This is a genomic window from Paenibacillus woosongensis, assembly GCF_009725165.1.
Classification (GTDB): Bacteria; Bacillota; Bacilli; order Paenibacillales; family Paenibacillaceae; genus Fontibacillus; species Fontibacillus woosongensis.
The window spans coordinates 1-19,992 of record NZ_WNZW01000004.1; the positions used below are offsets into that span (position 1 = coordinate 1).

A 19,992-nucleotide genomic window follows, 5' to 3' on the forward strand; every position below is an offset into this window, starting at 1 on the left:
GGATGAACCGTACCGTTTGTTTTTTGAACTCTTCGTTATACCGTTGTCTTTGATCGCCCATGTGGACACACCTCCGTTGGTCTCATTATCTCCAGTCCGTTAACTGGTGTCCACTTTTTATTCTAGCTGCACAAGGTCCATTAGCATTACCAAGCCAAGCCCATGAAAAAGGGGCTGTCCAGAAGTCATTGAAAACAGACTGCTGGGCGCCCTTTTTCTGTTGAGAAGGCTTTTATAGGTAATCTGACAGCAGCACCTTAGCGATATCCGGATAACCAGCTACTTGATGATGCGGCTGATGATCCGATTCCGGCTGCACGCTGCGGTGGTTGAACCACAGCACCTTCCAGCCCGCATCGAGCGCGCCGACAACGTCGTTGCGCCAGGAGTCGCCGATATAGCAGCAATGCTCAGGAGCCAGGCCGAGCTGATCGGTCACGTGCCGGAAGAGGCGTACGTCCGGTTTAGTGAACCCAACGGCTCCCGAGACATAAATCAGTTCCTCCGGGATTAGCCTTGTCAGGTTCAAGGCTTTGACCTTGTTCATTTGATGATCGGGCGGACCGTTCGTTATTACGCCGACCACGAAATTTCTGGCCTTCAGCTCGAGGATCAGCTCTTCCACCCCGTCGAATAGCCTGATTGCATATTGCAGGCTGAGGTACTCGTCCTGAACAGCCTGTGCTTGCTCCGGTGTAAGCGAAAGGCCGAATTCAGCCAAGGAGAGCCGGAAGCGCTGCCGCCGCATTTGGTGCAGCTCCTCGCCATGTGTTGGCGTTCCTCCAAGCTCTGCAGACAGAGCGTCGCTGAAGTAGCGCATCCGGTGGTAGGCCTGGTCGTACGGAAAATCCTCCGGCGTCGACAGGATGTTAGTCAGCGCAGCGCGAAAAGGAATGAGATGATCGTACAACGTGTCGTCGAGATCGAAAAATACGGCCCGCTGCCGCGAAATAGATATCATGAGTGCAGTTCTCTCCCTTGTAGTTGATCATTCGTATTAGTTACTATTATACCGCCTACCGGAAGAGAACTGGGATTAAAATCTTCTGCTGGCTCCGCCGCCGCCGGAGGAGCCGCCGCCGCCGCCGCGGAATCCCCCGCCGCCGCCGCCGCGAAACCCTCCGCCTCGGCCAAGGATCGACAGAAGGAGCATGGTGAATGTTCCGCGGAAGAACACGATGTCGATGATGATGAACGCCACGATGATAATGACCCATAACGGGGACAGGCCTCCGCCCTCTGCTGAAGCGGCTGAGTCCGGCAGGGCTACTTCCTGGGGGCTTAGTTCCTGGTCTGCGCCGTATTCCTTGGCGACCTCGTTATACAGGACTTTGTATGTTTCGACGATGCCTTGTCCGGGCTGCTGATTTTCGATATACGGAATAGTGACCTGGTCGAGAATCCGCCCGGTCTTGCCATCGGGCAGCGCGCCCTCCAGGCCATAGCCGACCTCGATGCGGACCTGCCGGTTGCCAGGCTGGTTATCACCTAAGGAGACGAGCAGCAGGACGCCGTTATTCAGCTTAGCATCGCCGAGCTGATAAGTTCGCAGCGCCTGGAGCGAATACTCCTCGATGGACTCATCGCCCAAGGAAGGCACGGTCAGTACGGCGATTTGCGCCTTTGTGCGGTCTTCGAGCGTCCTGCCGAGCGAGAGGAGATATCGAGTCTGCTCGGGCGTTAGAAGCTGCTCGAAATCCTGCACATAAATATCCCCTTGAGGTTTCGGAATCTTAGGAACAGCCGAGACGCTAGGGGAGGAGGCCGCAAATATGAATATAGTCAGGATGAGAAGCGGGAGCAAGCCGCGGATGATTCGTTGCCGGCAGGCCGATGGGCTCATGCCCATTCTCCTTCTGGCTGCAGCCTGAGATGCTGAGAGCCGGTTCCCGGCAGCGCAGGAATCTGCGAAGTATCACCTGTCCCGAAGTCAACCTCCGGATTCGTTCTGGATTCCGGTGTTGTCTCGAAGTACCGCTTCTCATCGAATCCCATCATCCGCGCGATAACAACCCCGGGAAAACGCCGGATCAGTTTGTTATAGTCCGCAACCGCATTGTTGTAATCGGCACGGGCGACAGCGATCCGATTCTCCGTACCGGCCAGTTCGTCCATCAGTTGGGTGAATTGGGCATCGGCCTTCAGCGTTGGATAGTTCTCAACGATAACCAGCAGCCGGCTGAGCGCGCCCTGAAGCTGTTGATCGGCTGCGGCCAGCTCGTCAGGTGTGCGTGCTCCGCCCAGCGCGGCCCTCGCATCGGTAACCTCTTTAATAACTTCCTTCTCATGCTGGGCATAACCTTTGACGGTATTGACCAGATTCGGAATAAGATCATATCTCCGCTGCAATTGCACATCGATTTTGCTCCATTGCTGGTTGACCGTTTCTTCAGAGGTCATAAACTTATTGTAATTTCCCGCGAACAAGGCTATGCCGATAATGACAACCGCCGCAATGATAATGATGGGGATCAGACAGCCTTTTCCCTTTAGATTCATTGGCTATATTCCTCCTGTTCATGTCGCTATTACTTATCTTTATACCCTTTGCTTTATTTCTAAAAACTAAACAAGGTTTTACAAATTCGCTTTAGACAACATCGTGGTTCGGATTCAAAGCTGGATTTGGCGCGCCAATTACTATCGATAACCATGGCGGTTTACATGAAATGGGAGGAATATGGACGATGCGAGAGCATTCGGGACGATGTTTACGAGCGCCAGGTGCCGGGTTTATGAGCGTTGGCGACATACCCTCTCACCTAGGAGGATACGGACTCTCCGCGGTTTCACTTCGGGCCTTTACATTCTATAATTAGAGATGTTTGGCAAATAATATCGAGGAGTTGACTTGAACTTGGCTTATGATGAAGTGTTGGAGCGCCGTAATGAGCTGTTGAAGAGACAGGTAGGTGAGATGCTCGTCAAGGAGAACCAATATGGATTGAAAGATCAAGAGAGTCATTTCCTCCGGCGGATGATTAAAGAGCTGCATCAGACGGAATTCGAGCTAAGCGGCAAATCATTGTAATCATTGAATTGGATACGATCATGGGAAGTTATGACGACGGTAGAGGATATGCACCTGGTGCATATCCTCTATTGTTTTGAGTAGGATCATTGAAAGGATGCTTGCATACGGAGGATGGAGGGGAGGCGCATGATCCGTTTCTTGGAAGCCGCCCGTGGACAGACACTAGGCGTAACCTGTACCCGTCGTATATGATTTTTTGCCTTTCAGAAGCCACCTAATGGTAAATTAAAACTAAATGTATTTTATACAGCTACTTAAGCTGTTTTATAAAAAAACCACGTGCTAAGTGCAAAACATGCAGTTAGTTTGCCACAATGGAGCTCATTTGCCGAAATAGCTTAAATCTAAATGTAGGTTTTGCAGCTAGTTCCCTCTAACAGGGTCAAAACCGATGAACTAACTGTATGAAATACAACTAGTAACCCACAACCCGTAACCCACAACCCGTAACCCACAACCCACAACCCACAACCCACAACCCACAACCCGTAACCTTACCTGATCCTGACCATCTGATCCTGACCATCTAGTCATAAATCCGTAGTTTATTTTATAGGAGAGAAACATTCCAGTTCAATGAAGGCACCGTAAGGTAAATACAGCAATCTAGCTGAAAATGTCCAAACTGACCCTTAAGCTGTATTTTTACGGTATGGCTCAGCGAGCAAAGTTATCAGTAGGATGAGTATTGCGCTTTACGATGACGGTGGATGCGCGCTGCTCCCTGAGCGCACGAAGCGGACCCGGTCCGATTGCGTGGCTCCTGCAGTGCCGGTAATGCTACCTTCTGGATAGCTTAAGCACCATTTGATTCAGCACTTCGGACAACACGAGTCCGATGGCGATGGAGCCCGAAATCAGAAATGCCTTGGCGGCAAGCTGGACGGCCAGGTTATATTCGCTCACGACAAACTGCCGCATGGCGTCGTAGGCCAACCCCCCGGGAACAAGCGGTATGATTCCCGAGACACTGAAGAGGATGACCGGTTTCTTGTGCAGCCTGGCTAGCGTTTGGCTAATGCCCCCGACAATGAAGGTCGCTACGACAGTGGCGAAAACGGCATCAAGACGCGGGGATAGGAGGACATAGGCGATCCAGCCCATCATTCCGGCAAGCCCGCATTGCAGAAGCATCCTTTTCGGGGCATTAAACAGAATGCCAAAGGCAGCGGAGGCGATGAAGCTCGTAATGAGGTGGAGACTGAGCGATATCCATTGCGGCGATATCATCATATGATCAAACCTTCTTTCCGGTTAGAAAAATGTGACGACTACGGCAATTCCTACGCCGATGGCAAAGGCGGTCAGGAAAGCTTCGGCCCCCCTGGACAGGCCAGAGACCAAATGACCGGCCATCAAATCACGGACGGCGTTGGTGATCAGCAGCCCGGGTACGAGCGGCATGACGGAGCCAATCACAATTTTGTCCAACACTTGCCCAAATCCAAGCTTAACGAACAAAACGGCTAATAGCCCGATTACAAAAGACGCGGAGAATTCCGCAAAAAATTTCACCTTGACCAGTCGCTGCAGCGCAAGAAACATGGCGAAGCCGGCCCCGCCGCATAGGACGCCGGGCAGGATGTCGGCCATGCTTCCCTGGAACATATATGTAAAACAGCCGCTGGCGGCGGCTGCTGTGACGATCTGCAGCCAGATGGGGTACTGGTTTCCGCTTCGTTCAATATCCGTCAGGCGGGCACGGGCATCGGCTGGCGTCATGTCTTTGCTTGCCAGCTTGCGCGATACGTCGTTGACCGCAGCGATTTTCGCTAAATCGGTCGTCCGTTCCACGATGCGAATCAGCTTAGCTGGCAGCGAGCTGCCTGGCTGAAACATGATTACCGTGGGGGTAACATAGCTGTGGGAGCCTCCCAGGCTCATTGCCTCAGCCATACGGGTCATCGTATCCTCGACTCTGTACGTCTCCGCTCCGCTTTGCAGCATCATTTTGCCGGCCAGAAGACAAAGCTCTACAGGGTCGATATGGCCTTGTCCGGCGGCGCCTCCAACCATATAGCCAGGTGTCTCTAAAGACTCCATCCCGAAAGAGCTCTCCGCTCCGCCAGCCGCTCTATGATTTTCACGTCCATCCGCGTTATCCATGTGTATTCACCCCTGGTTCATACTGCATCCATTATATCATGATTGCCTTGAGCGGGAGGTGATTCGTCTTACTGCGGCATTGCAGCAGCCTTCCCTCGCTATTACGGCCGAATCGTCACTCTCGTTCCTACAGGCACAAGCTTCGACAGGGCTAGCACGTCCTGATTATACATGCGTATGCAGCCATGGGAAACTTCGTGGCCAATCGAAGAAGGATTGTTAGTCCCATGAATGCCATAGTGGGGTTTGGACAATCCCATCCAGAACGCGCCGAATGGCCCGCCAGGATTAGCCTGTTTATTAATGATGACGAAATCCCCGGTCGGCGTCTGGGTCAGCATTTTGCCGATTCCTACAGGAAAGGATCTCACGACGGTGTCCCCGTCAAGCAAATGCAGCTGCCGTTCCGATAAATCTACGATAATCCGGTAATCGGGCATATTACAACATACCTCCTGCTTCGGTATATGAAAGGATTCGATTTAACTCAGGATATGTATATTCCGGCCCAGGGCCAAATGTCCGACGACCTGATCATATTCTACCCTACAGCTTATAATTATCCCCTTACGAACTGAAAACGCTGACACTACAATGGGATTATACAAACAAGGGAGGTCATGGAATGAAGAGAATTTTTAAATTTGCAGCATTAGTATCCATTCTAGCGATGGTACTGGCAGGCTGCGGAGCAAATAACGCCGCCAATAACGGGCAGGCTGCCCCGGAGAAAGTGAAGCTGACCATCTGGCATAACTGGACGGGACAGGATGCGAAAGCGGTCACGATGAGACAACTGCTTGATGATTTCAGAGCAGCTCATCCTGAAATTGAGCTGGAGGACGAAGGGCTCCCGACAGACGGCTTGAAGACGCGGCTCAGAACAGTAGCGGCCGCGAATGAAATGCCTGACCTGTTCGTCATGTGGCCGGATGCGATGACGAAGGAATTTGTGAAGGGCGATCTGCTGCAGCCGATCAACGAATTCATCGACAGCAAACCGGAGTGGAAGGATAATTTCATTCCAAACGCGCTTGATGGCTTTACGGTAGACGGCGGTATTTATGCTGTACCGATGAACCTGGCGCCAACTTCTTTCATTTACTACAACCAAGCTATTTTTGACGAGCATGGCGTGAAGGTTCCGACGACGTGGGCTGAACTGGAAACGGCGATCCAGCAATTCAACGAGAAAGGTGTCATCCCGATTGCGCTGGGCAACAAAGCGAACTGGGTAGCTCAGTCGACTATCTTCAGTGCAATTGCTGACCGTGTTACTGGGACAGAATGGTTCCTCAAGGCCGTTGAACAAGACGGCGCCAAGTTTACTGATCCTGAATTTATCGAAGCTCTGAAAGTACTGCAGAATCTCGGCAACATCGGTGCATTCCAGGAAGGGTTTAACAGCATTGACGAGACACAAATGATGCAGCTGTATTCTCAAGGCAAATCGGCGATGTTCATTAACGGCGGCTGGGCGCTGGGTAACCTCGTCAACAATACGCCGAAGGAAGTGCTTGATCATACGCATATCACGATCCTGCCAGCGATCGAAGGCGGCAAAGGCGAGCCCAATTCGACATCAGGCGTCGTAGGCACAGGCCTTGGCGTCAGCAAGAAATTGACCGGTGCAAAGAAAGACGCTGCAATGGAGCTGTTCTACGCTTTGGGCGGCCCAGAGGGACAAAAAGCCACGCTGGACAGCAGCACGCTGGTCAGCTACAACATCGAGCTGGATACGAGCAAAGCTCATCCGCTGTTCGTAGAACTGCATGAACTGATGAAGAGCGTGAAGATCCATCCGGTTTACGACTCCAAGCTGAGCTCCGCTGCGGTTGAAGTGATCAACAATGGACTGCAGGAGCTGCTGATGGGCGGCAATCCTGAGGATATCGCGAAGAAAATTCAAGATGCCCAAGCAGGCGCACTCGGCAAATAAGCGAATAGACGATGTATCGGCCCTCCTATCCAAGGAGGGCTCATATTTACCCTTAAGGAAGTGATACTCGCAATGAATATAAGAAGTCACCGGAATTTTATCGTTCTTGCGCTTCTGCCCGCATTACTGATCTATGCCCTATTTGTGTTCGTGCCTGTGATCTGGTCGGCGTACTACGGATTTTTCAACTGGTCGGGGATCGGAGAGGCGAAATTCATCGGGGTTAAGAACTATATCGAAATTTTGCAAGACCCCGTCTTCTGGCGGTCGCTCAAAAACAATTTTATTTTCGTGCTCGCGGCTGTATTCGGTCAGGTGCCGATCGCTCTCGTGCTTGCGGTTCTGCTGCATAAGAGCAATATGATTCAGCGCTTTTTACGCTCCGCTATTTTCCTGCCAATGGTGTTATCCACCGTTGTTATCGGGATGATCTGGCAGTACATCTACCACCCGCAAATTGGCATTCTTAATTTTTTGCTGGAATCGTTAGGGCTGGAGAGCTGGAAACTGCAGTGGCTGTCGGACAATAAAATCGCGATTTATTCGCTGCTTCCGCCGTTGATTTGGAGCTTCGTGGGGCTGTATCTTATCATCTTCATTTCCGCGCTGCAAAATATTCCGGGGGAAGTGCATGATGCTGCCAAGATTGACGGAGCTTCTGGTCTCAGAAAACTCGTCAGTATTTCCATTCCCATGATTTGGGGAACGATTCAGGTGGCGATTATTCTGTGCATCTCCGGCAGCTTGAAGTCATTCGACCTCGTATATATCATGACCAAAGGCGGTCCAGCCCACGCGACAGAGCTGCTGGCTACCTACATGTACAACTCTACCTTTACCTCCTATCGTTACGGATTCGGGAGTGCCATATCGACGACAATCGTCGTGATCAGTCTGCTGCTTATCGGCACGAGCCAGTGGCTGACCAGCAGAAGAGGCAAAAAATAAGGAGGGGGAGAGAAAATGAGCAGTACCATGCTTAGTATAAGAAAAATAAGATCGTCAATTTTTTGGGCAATTTTGATTGGTTATGGTATCGTTACGATATATCCTTTCTTTTGGCTGATTATTAGCGCATTCAAGACGAATGAAGACTTTTACAGCCGCCCGTTCGGCCTGCCGATGAATTGGCAGTGGGAGAATTTCACCCGGGCCTGGGAGAGCGCCAAACTAGGAACGGCATTCATGAACTCTTTAATCGTATCGCTGGGTTCGCTGGCCGTTACATTGTTCATTGCAGCGCTGGCCTCCTTCGTATTGGCCCGGTTCCAATTTCGCATGAAAGGCATGATCATGGCCTTCTTTGTGGTCGGGATGCTGATTCCGATTCATAGCACGCTGGTTCCGCTATTTATTCTAATGAAGCAAATCAAATTGCTGAATACGTATTGGGCGCTGATTTTGCCATACACGGCATTTGCGCTGCCGACGGCGATCTTTGTGCTGTCCGCTTACTTGATGTCGATACCGAAAGATATTGAGGAGGCTTCTTTCATAGACGGGACCGGGGTATGGGGGCTGTTCCTCAAAGTTATTCTGCCGATGTCTTTGCCGGCTCTGTCTACGGTTACCATATTGAGCTTCCTGCATTCATGGAATGATTTCTCTTTTGCTCTCGTGTTCATTAGCAAGACGAGTCTGAAAACTCTCCCGCTAGGCATCGCGAATTTTGCCGACGGCTACCAGACCGACTACGGGCTGACGCTGGCGGGAATGACTATATCGGTAATTCCAACGGTAATTATGTATTTGATTTTCCAGGAGCAAGTAATGAAAGGTATGACGGCGGGAGCTGTCAAAGGATAGATTGGAAGAAAATTTTAGGATGAACTGACTGACAACATGGGACGGTGGATGGGAATGTCTTTACGGCGAAAACTTTCAATGATGATGTTGGTTTCCATCCTGATCCCTTTGCTGTTTTTAGGTTCTTTTGCGTTTATTACCTCATCCCGTGTTACGGAGGAGAAGACGAAGCTGTCAGGCATCGAAACCTTAAGGCAGATGGACGGGAATCTCAGATTCATTATTCAGGACGTAGAGAATATATCGCTATTCCTGATCAGCCAAGGCGATGTGCAGCAATACTTGAGCTCGGCAAGCGAAGATGAGAAGGTGAGGTCGCGCATCGTGGGGATGATGATGAACCTGGCCAGCTCCAAAAAATATATCACCGATATTTCGATTGTATCGCGGAAATTTCCAACCGCGATGTCGACGGCGACGTTATATGATTCCAGCCTGCCGCAGCAGGTCGATATTCGGAAGGTAACGGATAAGATGTGGACGGGCGTGTACCAAGTCAAAGACTATTCGGGCCTCAAAAATGTCATCACGTTTATCCGTCCGCTGCGCAGCACCCATCACTATGGCGATCTCGGCTGGCTGGCGATCAGCATCGACGAGAAGGCGATATCCCAATATTGGTCGCAGCCCAAGCTGGGCGAAGGACGGGGGCAGGTCGCGCTCGTCAATGAAGAGGGGCTTATTTTGTCGGCGACCGAGAAGGATTGGCTGGCAAAGCCGCTTGAGGAGCTGTATCCTGGCTTGACTCGCGAATTCAGCGCGAACCTGTACGGGAGTATGACGTATGGCGAAGGGGCAAACAAGCAGACGATGCTGCATTTTCGCGAGCCAAGCGTCGGCTGGATGCTGATCGGTATGATTCCGTATGACCAGTACAGCGCGCAGAACCGCTACATCTTGCAGCTGACAATTGCGGCTGTAGCACTTGCGGCCATGATCAGCGTCGGGCTAATCCTGTTTGTCGCGCAGCGCGTGACGAACCCGCTGCGGCTATTGACCCGTTTGCTGGCCAAGATCGATCCGGATGCCCCGCTTCCGCTGTTTCCGACGAATTCGAGCGACGAAATTGGCAAGCTCGGGGAGAGCTATAACATGCTAGGCAGGCATATCGAGAAGCTGAAGGCCGAGCTGATCCGCAACGAGGCAAGGAAGAAGGAGGCGGATATCCTGGCGCTGCAGGCCCAGATTAATCCCCATTTCCTCTACAATACCTTATCCTCGGTACACTGGATTGCACTCATGGCCGATGAGAAACGCATTGCGGATATGGTGGAGGCGCTGAGCGACTTTTTACGGATCAGCCTTAACCAAGGCAAAGAATTTTATCCCGTGCGGCAGGAAATTGCTCATATTCAGAACTACGCCCAGGTACAGGCGATCCGATTCCCTGACAAGTTCAATATCGATTTCATCATCGATGAAAATTTACAGGATAAATATATGCTTAAACTGCTGCTGCAGCCTCTGGTGGAGAACGCATTGATACATGGCATCCAGAAAAAAGAGGGGGGCGGCACGATCACCGTTTATCTGGAGCAAAAGGGCGGAATGATGTGCTTCCTGGTATTGGATGACGGCATCGGCATGACCGAAGAGCGACTTGCCGCCGTAAGGGCCAATCTGCTGCCGAATGCGAATCGAGAGCAGAAGGAGCTGCATGGTTCTACGTCTGTAAGCTACGGACTTCGCAACGTGAATGAACGGCTGATTCTGCATTACGGTCTGGATGCGGGGATTGAGATCGAGAGCAGGCTGCATGCCGGAACGAGGGTATCCTTTTCTATTCCGATTCTGGAGGAACGCGATGAGAATCATGATAGTTGATGATGAAGTGATCATAAGAACCGGGCTTGCCAAGGTAATAAGATGGCAGGAGATCGGCATTGATTTGCTGCCGCCGGCGGCATCGGCGGAAGAGGCGCTAGAGCGCATACCGCAGGAACGGCCGCATATTCTGCTTACCGATATCCGCATGTCAGGCATGAGCGGCCTCGAACTTGCGGAGGAGGCGAGAAGAATCAACCCGGATATCGAAGTGATCATCCTGTCCGGGCATGACGATTTTGCTTATACCCAGCAGGCGATTCGTCAGGATGTTTGCGACTATTTATTAAAGACGAGCAGACCCGAGGAAATCATTAAGACGGTGCTGAAGGCGAAACGGCGTGTACAGGAGCGCTGGGCAGCGGAAAGCCAAAATTATCATTACAAAAAGGAAGAGGTCAGCCGATCCTTCGGGATGTGGGTCGTTGACGGGGATACGCAGGAAAGCAGAGGCATGCAACCAGTCCCGCTATTCTTGCCGGCTTCGATAGATGAACAGCAGATCGGCGGCTGGAAGAAGCAGGTGCTGATCATTGCCGCCGACGGCTGGAACGATTCGCGTTCGGAGAGCCTGCTGCTGTTCGCTGTGGAGAATATGCTATGCGATCTGCTGACTTGTACGACGATAGTCCAGAAGAAAAGAATCGTGGCCGCCATTTACCTCAATCCGCGCCATAAAGACGAGGAGGCTCAATATCGTCAGGTCATTCGCCATATTGAATCGATGATGAAGTGTACGCTTTTCGTGGCTGCCGGCGAGCAGGTATTCGAGCTGGAGAAGCTGCATGAGTCCTATTTGACTGCCGACGAGGCTTTCGGCTATCAAATGATTATCGATAGCAAGATGTGCAGCTACGAGGAGATCAAGCGGCGCAAGGGCGGCAAAACCGTGTGCACATACGAGGAAGAAATCGAGCTGTCGGCGATACTGCTTGAAGGCGATCCCGTAGCCTTGAAAAGCTGGGTGCGGCGATTCATCAAGGAGCAGCGCCAGGATCCGCAGGCTACATTGGAATCGCTGTCTGCATGCCTGCATTCGGTAGCGATCGCTGCGCATCGCTGGCTTGAGCGGGTGCTTACGGCTATCGGCAGGGAGAAGCTGCTGGACGGGACCCCTGCACCATTCCAATGGAGACGCGACGATGTCATGATTCCTCAGGATGCGCTGTTCCAGCATTTGTATACGATTATGAAAATCTATCATACTCAGCATGCAGAAGGGCAGACGGCTCATGTTCATAAGGCGATGGCTTTTATCGAGGAGCAGCTTGAGCATGATGTCAGCCTGCAGCAGGTGGCAAAGCATGTCCATCTGCACCCGAATCATTTGAGCGAGGTGTTTAAAAAATCAACGGGGATGACCTTCGGCGATTTCGTCATCCGCAAGAAAATGAGCCGGGCGATGGAAATTTTAGCTGTATCCCCGGCCAAGGTAAGCGAAGTTGCCTCTCAGGTCGGGTATGAGGACGTGAAGTATTTCAGTAAAATTTTCAAAAAATATACGGGGAAAACCCCAAGCGAATTCCGCGATGAACCAACGCTGGAATTGAAGCCGCAGTGAAGAACAGGACATGAGCGATATTTTGCCGGAAGGGGAGAGGGAGTATGGAGCTTACAGGATTATGGAAACTTCAGCATTATGAGGTCGGCCAAGTGAAACCAATGGAGATCGCTGCGCCGGGCTTGGATGATCGTTTCTGGATCACGGCAAAGGTACCGGGCGACGTTCATTCGGCGTTAATCGAACGGAACATCATTGATCATCCGTATTTTGGGCATAACGATGCCAAGAGCCGCTGGATCGAGCAGAAGGAATGGTGGTATCGTACTCATTTTGATTATACCTGGCCGGAAGGAGAGGACGATCATCAGCTGGAGCTGACGTTTGAAGGATTGGACACATTCGCGACGATTTATGTCAATGGGCATGAAATCGGGACGACCCGCAATATGCTCATGGCGCACACGTTTGATGTCACTCGCATCGTAAGGCGCGGCTGGAACTGTATTGCGGTGAAGTTCGATCCGCTCTATATGCACCATAAGGACAAGGAGCAGTTCCAGTGGTCGTCCTATACAAAGGAGCGTCCGTGGATTCGCAAAGCAGCGATGAATTACGGCTGGGACTGGGGGCCGCGTATGGTTACAGTCGGTATCTGGGGCAAGGTGACGATCGGGCGGAGAGTTCGCGCCAAAATTGACAGCGTATATGCGAGAACGACTGCGGCTGCTCAGGATAAGGCGACTGTACGGGTTGAAGTTGACGTGAAGGCGTACCGTAAAAAGCAGCTGTCCTACGACCGCGAACGGGAAGAGCTGCTAAATGGCAGCATGCCCCGGACCGAATGCGAAGTGCGGTTGCTTAGCAAGGATGGCAGGGCTGTCGTCAGTTCGCGTTTTCCCGTGGAAGGCAAGAGTGCTTCGATAGATTTATTGGTGCCTCAGCCTTGTTACTGGTGGACGCATGATTTGGGCGAGCCATATTTATATGAGCTGGAAGTGCGGTTATTTGCAGATAGCGTGCAGGTGGATATGTACCGGCAGCCGTTTGGGATCCGCACGATTGAGCTGGAATTGCACAATGAGGCTGGGGAGCCGTCCTTCGCTTTCCGGCTGAATGGCGTAAAGCTGTTCGCCAAGGGAGCCAACTGGATTCCGGTCGATCATTTTATCGGATCGGCTCCTGATCTGAGGTACCGTCATTTAATCGAGCTGGCCGTGGAGTGCAATATGAATATGCTTCGCGTATGGGCGGGCGGCATCTATGAGAAGGACGTATTCTATGACGAATGCGACCGGCTCGGTGTGCTGGTGTGGCAGGATTTTGCATTTGCAAATGCGCTGTTCCCGGATTTTAACCGGGATTTCATGGACAATGTCCGGGCGGAAGTTGTCTATAATGTGAAGCGCCTGCGCAATCGGACCTCACTCGCGTTATGGTGCGGCAATAATGAAATCGACTGGCTGTACGACATGAAGTCGTCGGGCGGAGACATTACTTGCCCGTTCTATGGAGAGAGCATCTACCACGAGCTGATTCCCGAAGTGCTGGAGGAGCTCGATCATAACCGGGCGTACTGGCCGTCTTCTCCGTTTGGCGGCAATGATGCCAATGATCCGGATATCGGGGACCGTCATAATTGGCAGGTCTGGCACGGCTCTGTATACCCTCGCAAATTCGGGGAAGCGCCGCTGTTGGATTACAGCGTAGAAGGCGTCACGTTTAAAAATTACAAGAAGGATTTCACTTTGTTCAGCAGCGAGTTCGGCATGCACGCTTCCGCCAACCGGTACACGCTGGAGAAAAATATCCCGGAAGGCGAGTTCTACTGGGGCAGCGTGGAAATGGCCTATCGAAACAAAGATACGAACCATCAGAAGGGCATTCTGTTGATGGAGGGATATACCGGCGTTCCGCAGACGATCGAGGAGTACATGAAGTTCTCGATGCTGACGCAAGCCGAGGGATTGAAATATGGCATCGAGCATTACCGCCGCAACAAGCACCGCACGAGCGGTTCCTTGGTCTGGCAGCTCAATGACAGCTGGCCGGGTACAAGCTGGTCTGTCATCGACTACGAGCTGCTGCCGAAGGCATCATATTACTATATGAAGAAATTTTATCACCCGCTGCTGCTGTCGATCGATCATGATCCCGGGCAGCCGCTCCATGTGTGGGCGGTCAATGATACGCTGCAGGCTTATGAGGGCAAGGTCATGCTGAAGGTGTTTGATTTTGCGGGGACAGAGGTGTATGCCCGCGAGTTCGCTGTTTCGATTCCGGCCAACGCGGCTGTTCAGCTCGGCAGCTTGAAGGAGAGCGAGGTGCTCGGCGGCAAGGGAGCGCAGGAGGTTGTAGTGCAGCTGTCCTCCGAGGGTTTTGGAGCTCCAAGCAACCTATATTACCTGCGCGATCAGAAGGATTTGGACATGCCGGCCGCAGCGCTGGAGGTTCAGGTTGACGAGCAGGAGCAGACGGCAAGCATCACAGCGCACAATCATTTGGCAAGGATGGTCCTTATCGACGTGCCGCAAGGGCATTTGTCGTTTAGCGACAATTTCTTCGATCTGCTGCCGGGTGAGACGAGGACGGTTCACATTCGGCATCTTGACGGTGACAGGGTAAGCTTGGACAAGCTGCAGGTTAGCGCGCTGAATGTTTGAGCAGCAAGGCTGAACGGGCAGCATGCCGATAATTTGACATAGTTGGGGCCGGTATATGCCTCAAATGAAGAGACCGGGAGTCGATCCTGGTCTCTTTTTATTTAGGATTGGACAGCCGACCTATAAACGGACAGAGATTCCGCTAAGGTTTGTCGAATTATAGCGATTATTAGCGAAAATTAATCTTTTATTTCTAAATTATATGGTATGCTTACATCAATCAAGGGTAGGGTATTGCATTGCTCGGGGCGTCAATTCTGTCAATCCAGCGAGGGATGTTCGATGTTTGAGAGTTTGTTCAACAATTTTACGACTCTAACAACCTTTTTATTTTTCGGAAATATGATTCGAACCAAATATTTACTGAACAGCAGTCTGGAGGAAAGAAGCAAACGCATAGTGCTGGGAGTTGCTTTAGGTTTGTTTGGCGTAGTGCTCATGTATTTTACCTTTCCGATTACGGATAATGTGTTCGCTGACTTCCGCCAGCTTCCGATACTGATTTCGGTTTATCTGGGCGGTATGACCTCGGGAGGGATTGCGACGCTGATCATTTCGGTTTATCGGATGTTTTTGCTCCATGGAGTCGATCATGTATCGATTTTCGGGGGTGGGTTAAATGCGATTGTTACGCTGCTCTTCGCGCTCCTGCTGCTGCGCATCCCTAGACTCTCATTTAGCAGATGGCTCACCGCGCTTGCTCTATGTATCATTGCTTCTGACCTCGTTTATTATTGTACGCTGGAAGGAAGTGACCGCAGGGAAGCGATAGTCATGTTCAGCATCGTATTTGTCTTTGGCGGGCTTTTCACTTTTTTCATGCTGCGATATATGAAGCAATCAGGAGACTCCCTTCGTACCATGCGCGAGGCGGCTTACCGGGATTTTCTCACGGGATTGTATAATGCCCGAGCCTTTGAAATATTGCTGCAGCAAAAAATAGAATCCTTCAGCCGGTATAGCATTCCCTTTACCCTGCTTTTGGTAGATATCGATCATTTCAAACAGGTGAATGATACATACGGGCATGCAGCTGGCGATGCGGTATTGTCCCAGTTTGCCGATCTGCTGCGTGATACGTTTCGTCCCGACGATAAGATCGCCCGCAAAGGCGGGGAGGAGTTCGTCGTTCTCGTCGATCACTGTAACAGGGACGAGATCGCAAAGATTGCCGAGCGTTTGCGAAGCAACGTGGAGGAACAGCCGTTTTTGCTGCCGCAAGGATTAATTATTCATTTGACGATTTCCGCAGGCAGCGCGACATATCCTGACATCGGGGAGGAGCAGCTGCTGGATATGGCGGATCAAGCATTATATAAAGCAAAGGAATCGGGAAGAAACCAGGTCTGGCGTGCGGAACGCTAGGCCTTTTTTTGTCGAATACAAAGCTGCTGGGCACTATTAGGCACAACTAAGAATAGCAAATGTATGATTTATCCGTTTCGTTGGAACAATAACCCGGACTGAGAGGAATGCGTAAAAAGATCTGCAAAGCGAAAGGATATTATTCGATATGCCAACGAAACGAACCGAGCAAAGCATGGAAGCATGGTTAGCCGAGCAGTTGACCGGTCTGATGGATTTCGAGGAGAGATCCCTGGGCAATTCCGGCGACATCAAAATGATCTATTTGAGAAGCCTGACCGATTCAGATACGGTTAAACGCTTCATTGTCGTGCCCAGCTATGAGATGGACATTCAGGAATATGAGAAATACATCTTTTCCTTTCCAGGATGCGAAAAAGCCAAGGATAAGCAGCAGGTTATGGAGTTTGTTATGAAAGGCTATATTTTCATTCGGATCAAGGACAGCAGTTATTTGTTTGACGCGATGAAAATAGAGTTTAGCGGTATTTCCTCCAGCATAACGGAGGCCATCGTCCAAGGACCGAATGATGCCCTGACCGAGAATATTGAAATCAACGTCAATTTGATTCGCCGCCGCTACCAGTCCAAAGAATTGAGGATCGAGCCGCTAACGATCGGCGATGTGTCCCAAACCACGGTTGTCGTAATGTATGACGATTCCCGGGTGGATAGGGATGTACTGCAAGAGATGAGGAAGCGGCTCTCTGAAGTATCGGTTGATATTTTGCAATCGGCCGGCGAACTTGAGAAGTATATCAGCGAGCGGAAGTATCGCATTTTTCCGACAACGATCGTAACGGAAAGGCCCGACCGCGTCGTATTCAATTTATCGGCAGGCAAGGTTGCCGTACTTATGAACACGGTAGGCTATGCAATAATAGCACCAGCCATGTTCAATGACTTCTTCACGGCAATGGATGACAAAATCCAGCTCCCGTTAGTCGGCTGGTTTATGAAGCTGATCCGTTACATCGGCCTTTTTATCACGGTGACGCTCCCAGCCTTCTATGTTGCTTTTACATCCTATAATCCGGAAATATTAAAAATTCAAATCACGCTTCTGATCGCGGGCAGCCGAGCTGCCGTACCTTATCCGTCTTTCGTCGAGGTTGTATTGATGCTGCTCATGATGGAGTTTCTCATAGAGGCGAGCTTGAGGCTTCCAAAGGCGATCGGGCCGACGGCGACGACGGTAGGAGGTCTCATTTTGGGGCAAGCGGCAACGCAGGCCGGTTTGGTCAGTAATATCATGATCATTATCGTATCGGCAGTCGCCATCTCCAATTTTGTCATCCCCTTGAATATGATGGCTTTTACTGTGCGTGTACTTAAATATTACCTCATTTTCTTTGCGGCAACGTTCGGGCTAATCGGCATCGTGGTGAGTACGGTGGGAATTGTGATGTATTTGTCGGGGATGCGCAGCTTCGGAAAGCCTTACATGGAAATATTTTCAACAAAACGCCAATCCAGCTAAGGGAGACAAGCAGAATGATTAAAGAAAGGTATTTCTATTATTTATATTTGATCAACGCGTTAATTAATATCATAAATTTCGTGCCTCGCGTCTTGATCGACAACCGGTTTGAGGGAGCGCTGCTGTCCATCTTGATTTCGGTTCTGCTTGGGTCGACGCTTTTGATTACCTTTACTAAAATCATCAGCCATTTTCCTGGGGAGGGATTACCAGAAATTGTGGATTCCACCCTCCCCCGGTTTATAGGCATCCCTTTACTTTGCATTTTTGCATCCCTTTGGTATGGATCCGGGGCTATCACTCTAGTGTCTTTTGTTGATATTACACTCCGCTTCATAAGTCCTGACGTCTCTCCTTTCTTTGCTCTCATCGCTTTTTTATTGCTGGTTACGATTAGCAGCCGCCTAAAAACAGAATCTATTCTGTATGCGCTCGAGACGACCCTGATTATTAACTGTCCACTGGCTGTTTATATGCTGCTTAAGGCGCTAATTAATCCTCATTTCAGCTGGGATGCGGTCATGCAGGTCATCACTCATCTATGGACTATGCCGAAGTACAACTCTATTGCGGGGGCTTCTTTTATTTTTACCGGGTATGTGAACCTAGCCATTTTCAATCGCTCCTTTAAAAGCTTGAAGCCTAGGCATTTGTGGATGATTCCGGTATCCGGACTGATGATCCTGCTAGTTACGCTGCTTGTTCCCATTGGTTATCACGGGACGATCGGCGTAGAGGATCAGGTATATACCTGGTTTTCGACGGCGGATGCCATTCGCAGCGAGTTTTTTATCGTGGAGCGTGTGCTGTTTATATTCTATTTCACTTATTTAGCTTTGTCGCTAGTTAGCGCCGTCATTCATTGGCATATTGCTTTAGAAATATTTAAAACATTTTTTATGAAGAAGAAGACGAAGGGATTAAAGGCAGCTTCGAATAAGGACTGGTGGATTCTTGGTGTGATGACGGCAGTAACGGTCTGGATGGGATTCTATTTAGATCAGGTGAAATTAACGATGCTCGGACAGTGGTTTCTGAATGTTCGCCTGTCCGGAGAGTTTCTGCTGATAGCTACGATCATTGCCGCATACCGGAGGAGGAAGAAGAGGGCATGAGAAAATGGCAGTATCCGAAGCTTGTATTCCTGTTATGCCTGATATCCCTGCTGGCAGGGTGCCAATTCAAGGATGTGGACCGGCGCGCGTTCGTATTGGGCTTCGGCATTGATTCCGTTCAAACAGAGGAAGAGGGCGGAGAAAAAAAGGAAGGAGAAGGCAAGGGCAATGGTAAGCATTCGATCGAGGTTTCGCTCAAACTGGCTATTCCCGAAGGAGATCCGACAAAACGCAACCAGGAAGCCATTGTCATTTCCCAGATTTCAAGCAGTATACCAGAGGCGGTTCGCCTGCTGAAATCCAAGGTGGATAAAGAGCTGGATTTCAGTCATTGCAAGACGCTATTATTTGGAGAGGGTTATGCCCGGGACAATATATCAGAAATGATCGATTGGATGGTCAGACGCAGGGATATTCAACTAATCGCTTATAACGGGGTGGCCAGACCTACGGCCAAGGAAGTGCTCGGTGTTCGTCCAAAAAGCGAGCGGGTTCCCGCATACTACCTCATTTTAAGCTTGGGGAAGGAAGGAACTGAATCGCCTTTCATCGTCAGCACGTTCTCCTATAATTTGCGGCGTCATATGACGGAGCAAGGCCTGGATCCTGTCCTGCCACTCGTGGAGAAAGAAGGGGAGGATACCCTTCTGATCAATAAAGCGGTACTGCTGGACAATCAGAGAATACGCGCTGAATTAACGCCCGACGAGGCAAGACTGTTTAACTTGCTAACCCAGCGAGGACTGCGGACCAGCTTCAATGTAGAAATGGATGGGAATATATATAGCTACAATATGGAAACTAACCATTCCAAGTTCAAATTGACTAAATTGAATAATGGTAAAATGGTTGTGCAGTATTCCGTTGGAGGCAGGGCGTCGTTGGAGGATAACACAGGCGGAATCGAGATGACAGGGCCAATTCTTAGAGCCGTTTCCAAGGCGGCCAGCAAGCAGTGGGAAAAGGATGTAAAGCAGCTCCTTGTCAAAATCCATGGAACCGGTCTTGATCCGTTCGGATGGGGGTTAAGATACAGCGCCATGAATTGGAACAACGCTACGGAGCTTGAAGAGTGGAAAAGGATCTATCCGAATTTGGAATTCAGCGTCAAGGCAGATGTGCAGGTTAGATATTCGGGTATGATCCGCTAGCTGGAGGA

At 50.5% G+C, this 19,992-nt stretch carries 16 protein-coding genes and 1 pseudogene; 11 read left to right on the forward strand and 6 right to left on the reverse strand.

The annotated features are described in order from the left end of the window. Positions 1 to 232 precede the first annotated feature (232 nt). The 3 genes from GNP95_RS13115 to GNP95_RS13125 form a co-directional block, all read right to left on the reverse strand. Complete coding sequence (locus GNP95_RS13115) at positions 233 to 961, reverse strand: HAD family hydrolase (RefSeq protein WP_155611330.1); 729 nt, start codon at positions 959 to 961, stop codon at positions 233 to 235. Positions 962 to 1,036: 75 nt separating this feature from the next. Continuing rightward, positions 1,037 to 1,843 (reverse strand): TPM domain-containing protein, encoded by an 807-nt coding sequence (locus tag GNP95_RS13120; protein WP_155611331.1) that lies wholly within the window; start codon positions 1,841 to 1,843, stop codon positions 1,037 to 1,039. Beyond that, complete coding sequence (locus GNP95_RS13125) at positions 1,840 to 2,499, reverse strand: LemA family protein (protein WP_155611332.1); 660 nt, start codon at positions 2,497 to 2,499, stop codon at positions 1,840 to 1,842. Before GNP95_RS13125 ends, GNP95_RS13120 begins: the two co-directional genes overlap by 4 nt. A gap of 358 nt (positions 2,500 to 2,857) precedes the next feature. Here GNP95_RS13125 and GNP95_RS25780 point away from each other — a divergent pair, with 358 nt between their 5' ends. Continuing rightward, positions 2,858 to 3,031, forward strand: a complete 174-nt coding sequence (locus tag GNP95_RS25780; protein ID WP_196427170.1) for a hypothetical protein — start codon at positions 2,858 to 2,860, stop codon at positions 3,029 to 3,031. 783 nt (positions 3,032 to 3,814) lie between these two features. Here GNP95_RS25780 and GNP95_RS13130 read toward each other — a convergent pair. From GNP95_RS13130 to GNP95_RS13140, 3 genes and pseudogenes are all read right to left on the reverse strand, one after another. Next, positions 3,815 to 4,270 (reverse strand): annotated as a pseudogene (locus GNP95_RS13130) (threonine/serine exporter family protein); the annotation flags it as partial. An 18-nt stretch (positions 4,271 to 4,288) separates the two neighbouring features. Beyond that, positions 4,289 to 5,050 (reverse strand): threonine/serine exporter family protein, encoded by a 762-nt coding sequence (locus GNP95_RS13135; protein ID WP_230873809.1) that lies wholly within the window; start codon positions 5,048 to 5,050, stop codon positions 4,289 to 4,291. Positions 5,051 to 5,241: 191 nt separating this feature from the next. Beyond that, complete coding sequence (locus GNP95_RS13140; protein WP_155611335.1) at positions 5,242 to 5,580, reverse strand: L,D-transpeptidase; 339 nt, start codon at positions 5,578 to 5,580, stop codon at positions 5,242 to 5,244. A gap of 185 nt (positions 5,581 to 5,765) precedes the next feature. Between GNP95_RS13140 and GNP95_RS13145 the strand changes: the two genes are divergently transcribed. From GNP95_RS13145 to GNP95_RS13190, 10 genes are all read left to right on the forward strand, one after another. Continuing rightward, the gene (locus GNP95_RS13145; protein ID WP_155611336.1) at positions 5,766 to 7,079 is read left to right on the forward strand and encodes an extracellular solute-binding protein; all 1,314 of its coding nucleotides are present in this window, start codon (positions 5,766 to 5,768) and stop codon (positions 7,077 to 7,079) included. Between the two features lie 72 nt (positions 7,080 to 7,151). After that, positions 7,152 to 8,027, forward strand: coding sequence for a carbohydrate ABC transporter permease (locus tag GNP95_RS13150; protein ID WP_155611337.1), 876 nt, complete (start codon positions 7,152 to 7,154; stop codon positions 8,025 to 8,027). A gap of 15 nt (positions 8,028 to 8,042) precedes the next feature. Then, on the forward strand, positions 8,043 to 8,885 hold the full coding sequence (locus tag GNP95_RS13155; RefSeq protein WP_155611338.1) for a carbohydrate ABC transporter permease: 843 nt from the start codon (positions 8,043 to 8,045) through the stop codon (positions 8,883 to 8,885). Between the two features lie 78 nt (positions 8,886 to 8,963). Further along, a complete protein-coding gene (locus GNP95_RS13160; RefSeq protein ID WP_330163407.1) occupies positions 8,964 to 10,709 on the forward strand; it encodes a cache domain-containing sensor histidine kinase in 1,746 nt (581 codons plus the stop codon). Beyond that, positions 10,690 to 12,270 (forward strand): response regulator transcription factor, encoded by a 1,581-nt coding sequence (locus GNP95_RS13165; RefSeq protein ID WP_155611340.1) that lies wholly within the window; start codon positions 10,690 to 10,692, stop codon positions 12,268 to 12,270. The genes GNP95_RS13160 and GNP95_RS13165 overlap by 20 nt, the downstream gene beginning before the upstream one ends. Before the next feature lie 44 nt (positions 12,271 to 12,314). Next, entirely contained in the window at positions 12,315 to 14,873 is a 2,559-nt protein-coding gene (locus tag GNP95_RS13170) for a beta-mannosidase (protein ID WP_155611341.1), read from the forward strand. A 282-nt stretch (positions 14,874 to 15,155) separates the two neighbouring features. Then, positions 15,156 to 16,238, forward strand: a complete 1,083-nt coding sequence (locus tag GNP95_RS13175; protein WP_196427171.1) for a diguanylate cyclase — start codon at positions 15,156 to 15,158, stop codon at positions 16,236 to 16,238. Between the two features lie 148 nt (positions 16,239 to 16,386). After that, the gene (locus GNP95_RS13180; protein WP_155611343.1) at positions 16,387 to 17,718 is read left to right on the forward strand and encodes a spore germination protein; all 1,332 of its coding nucleotides are present in this window, start codon (positions 16,387 to 16,389) and stop codon (positions 17,716 to 17,718) included. A 14-nt stretch (positions 17,719 to 17,732) separates the two neighbouring features. Then, complete coding sequence (locus tag GNP95_RS13185; protein WP_155611344.1) at positions 17,733 to 18,833, forward strand: GerAB/ArcD/ProY family transporter; 1,101 nt, start codon at positions 17,733 to 17,735, stop codon at positions 18,831 to 18,833. Further along, on the forward strand, positions 18,830 to 19,984 hold the full coding sequence (locus tag GNP95_RS13190) for a Ger(x)C family spore germination protein (RefSeq protein ID WP_155611345.1): 1,155 nt from the start codon (positions 18,830 to 18,832) through the stop codon (positions 19,982 to 19,984). The genes GNP95_RS13185 and GNP95_RS13190 overlap by 4 nt, the downstream gene beginning before the upstream one ends. Positions 19,985 to 19,992: the final 8 nt, after the last annotated feature.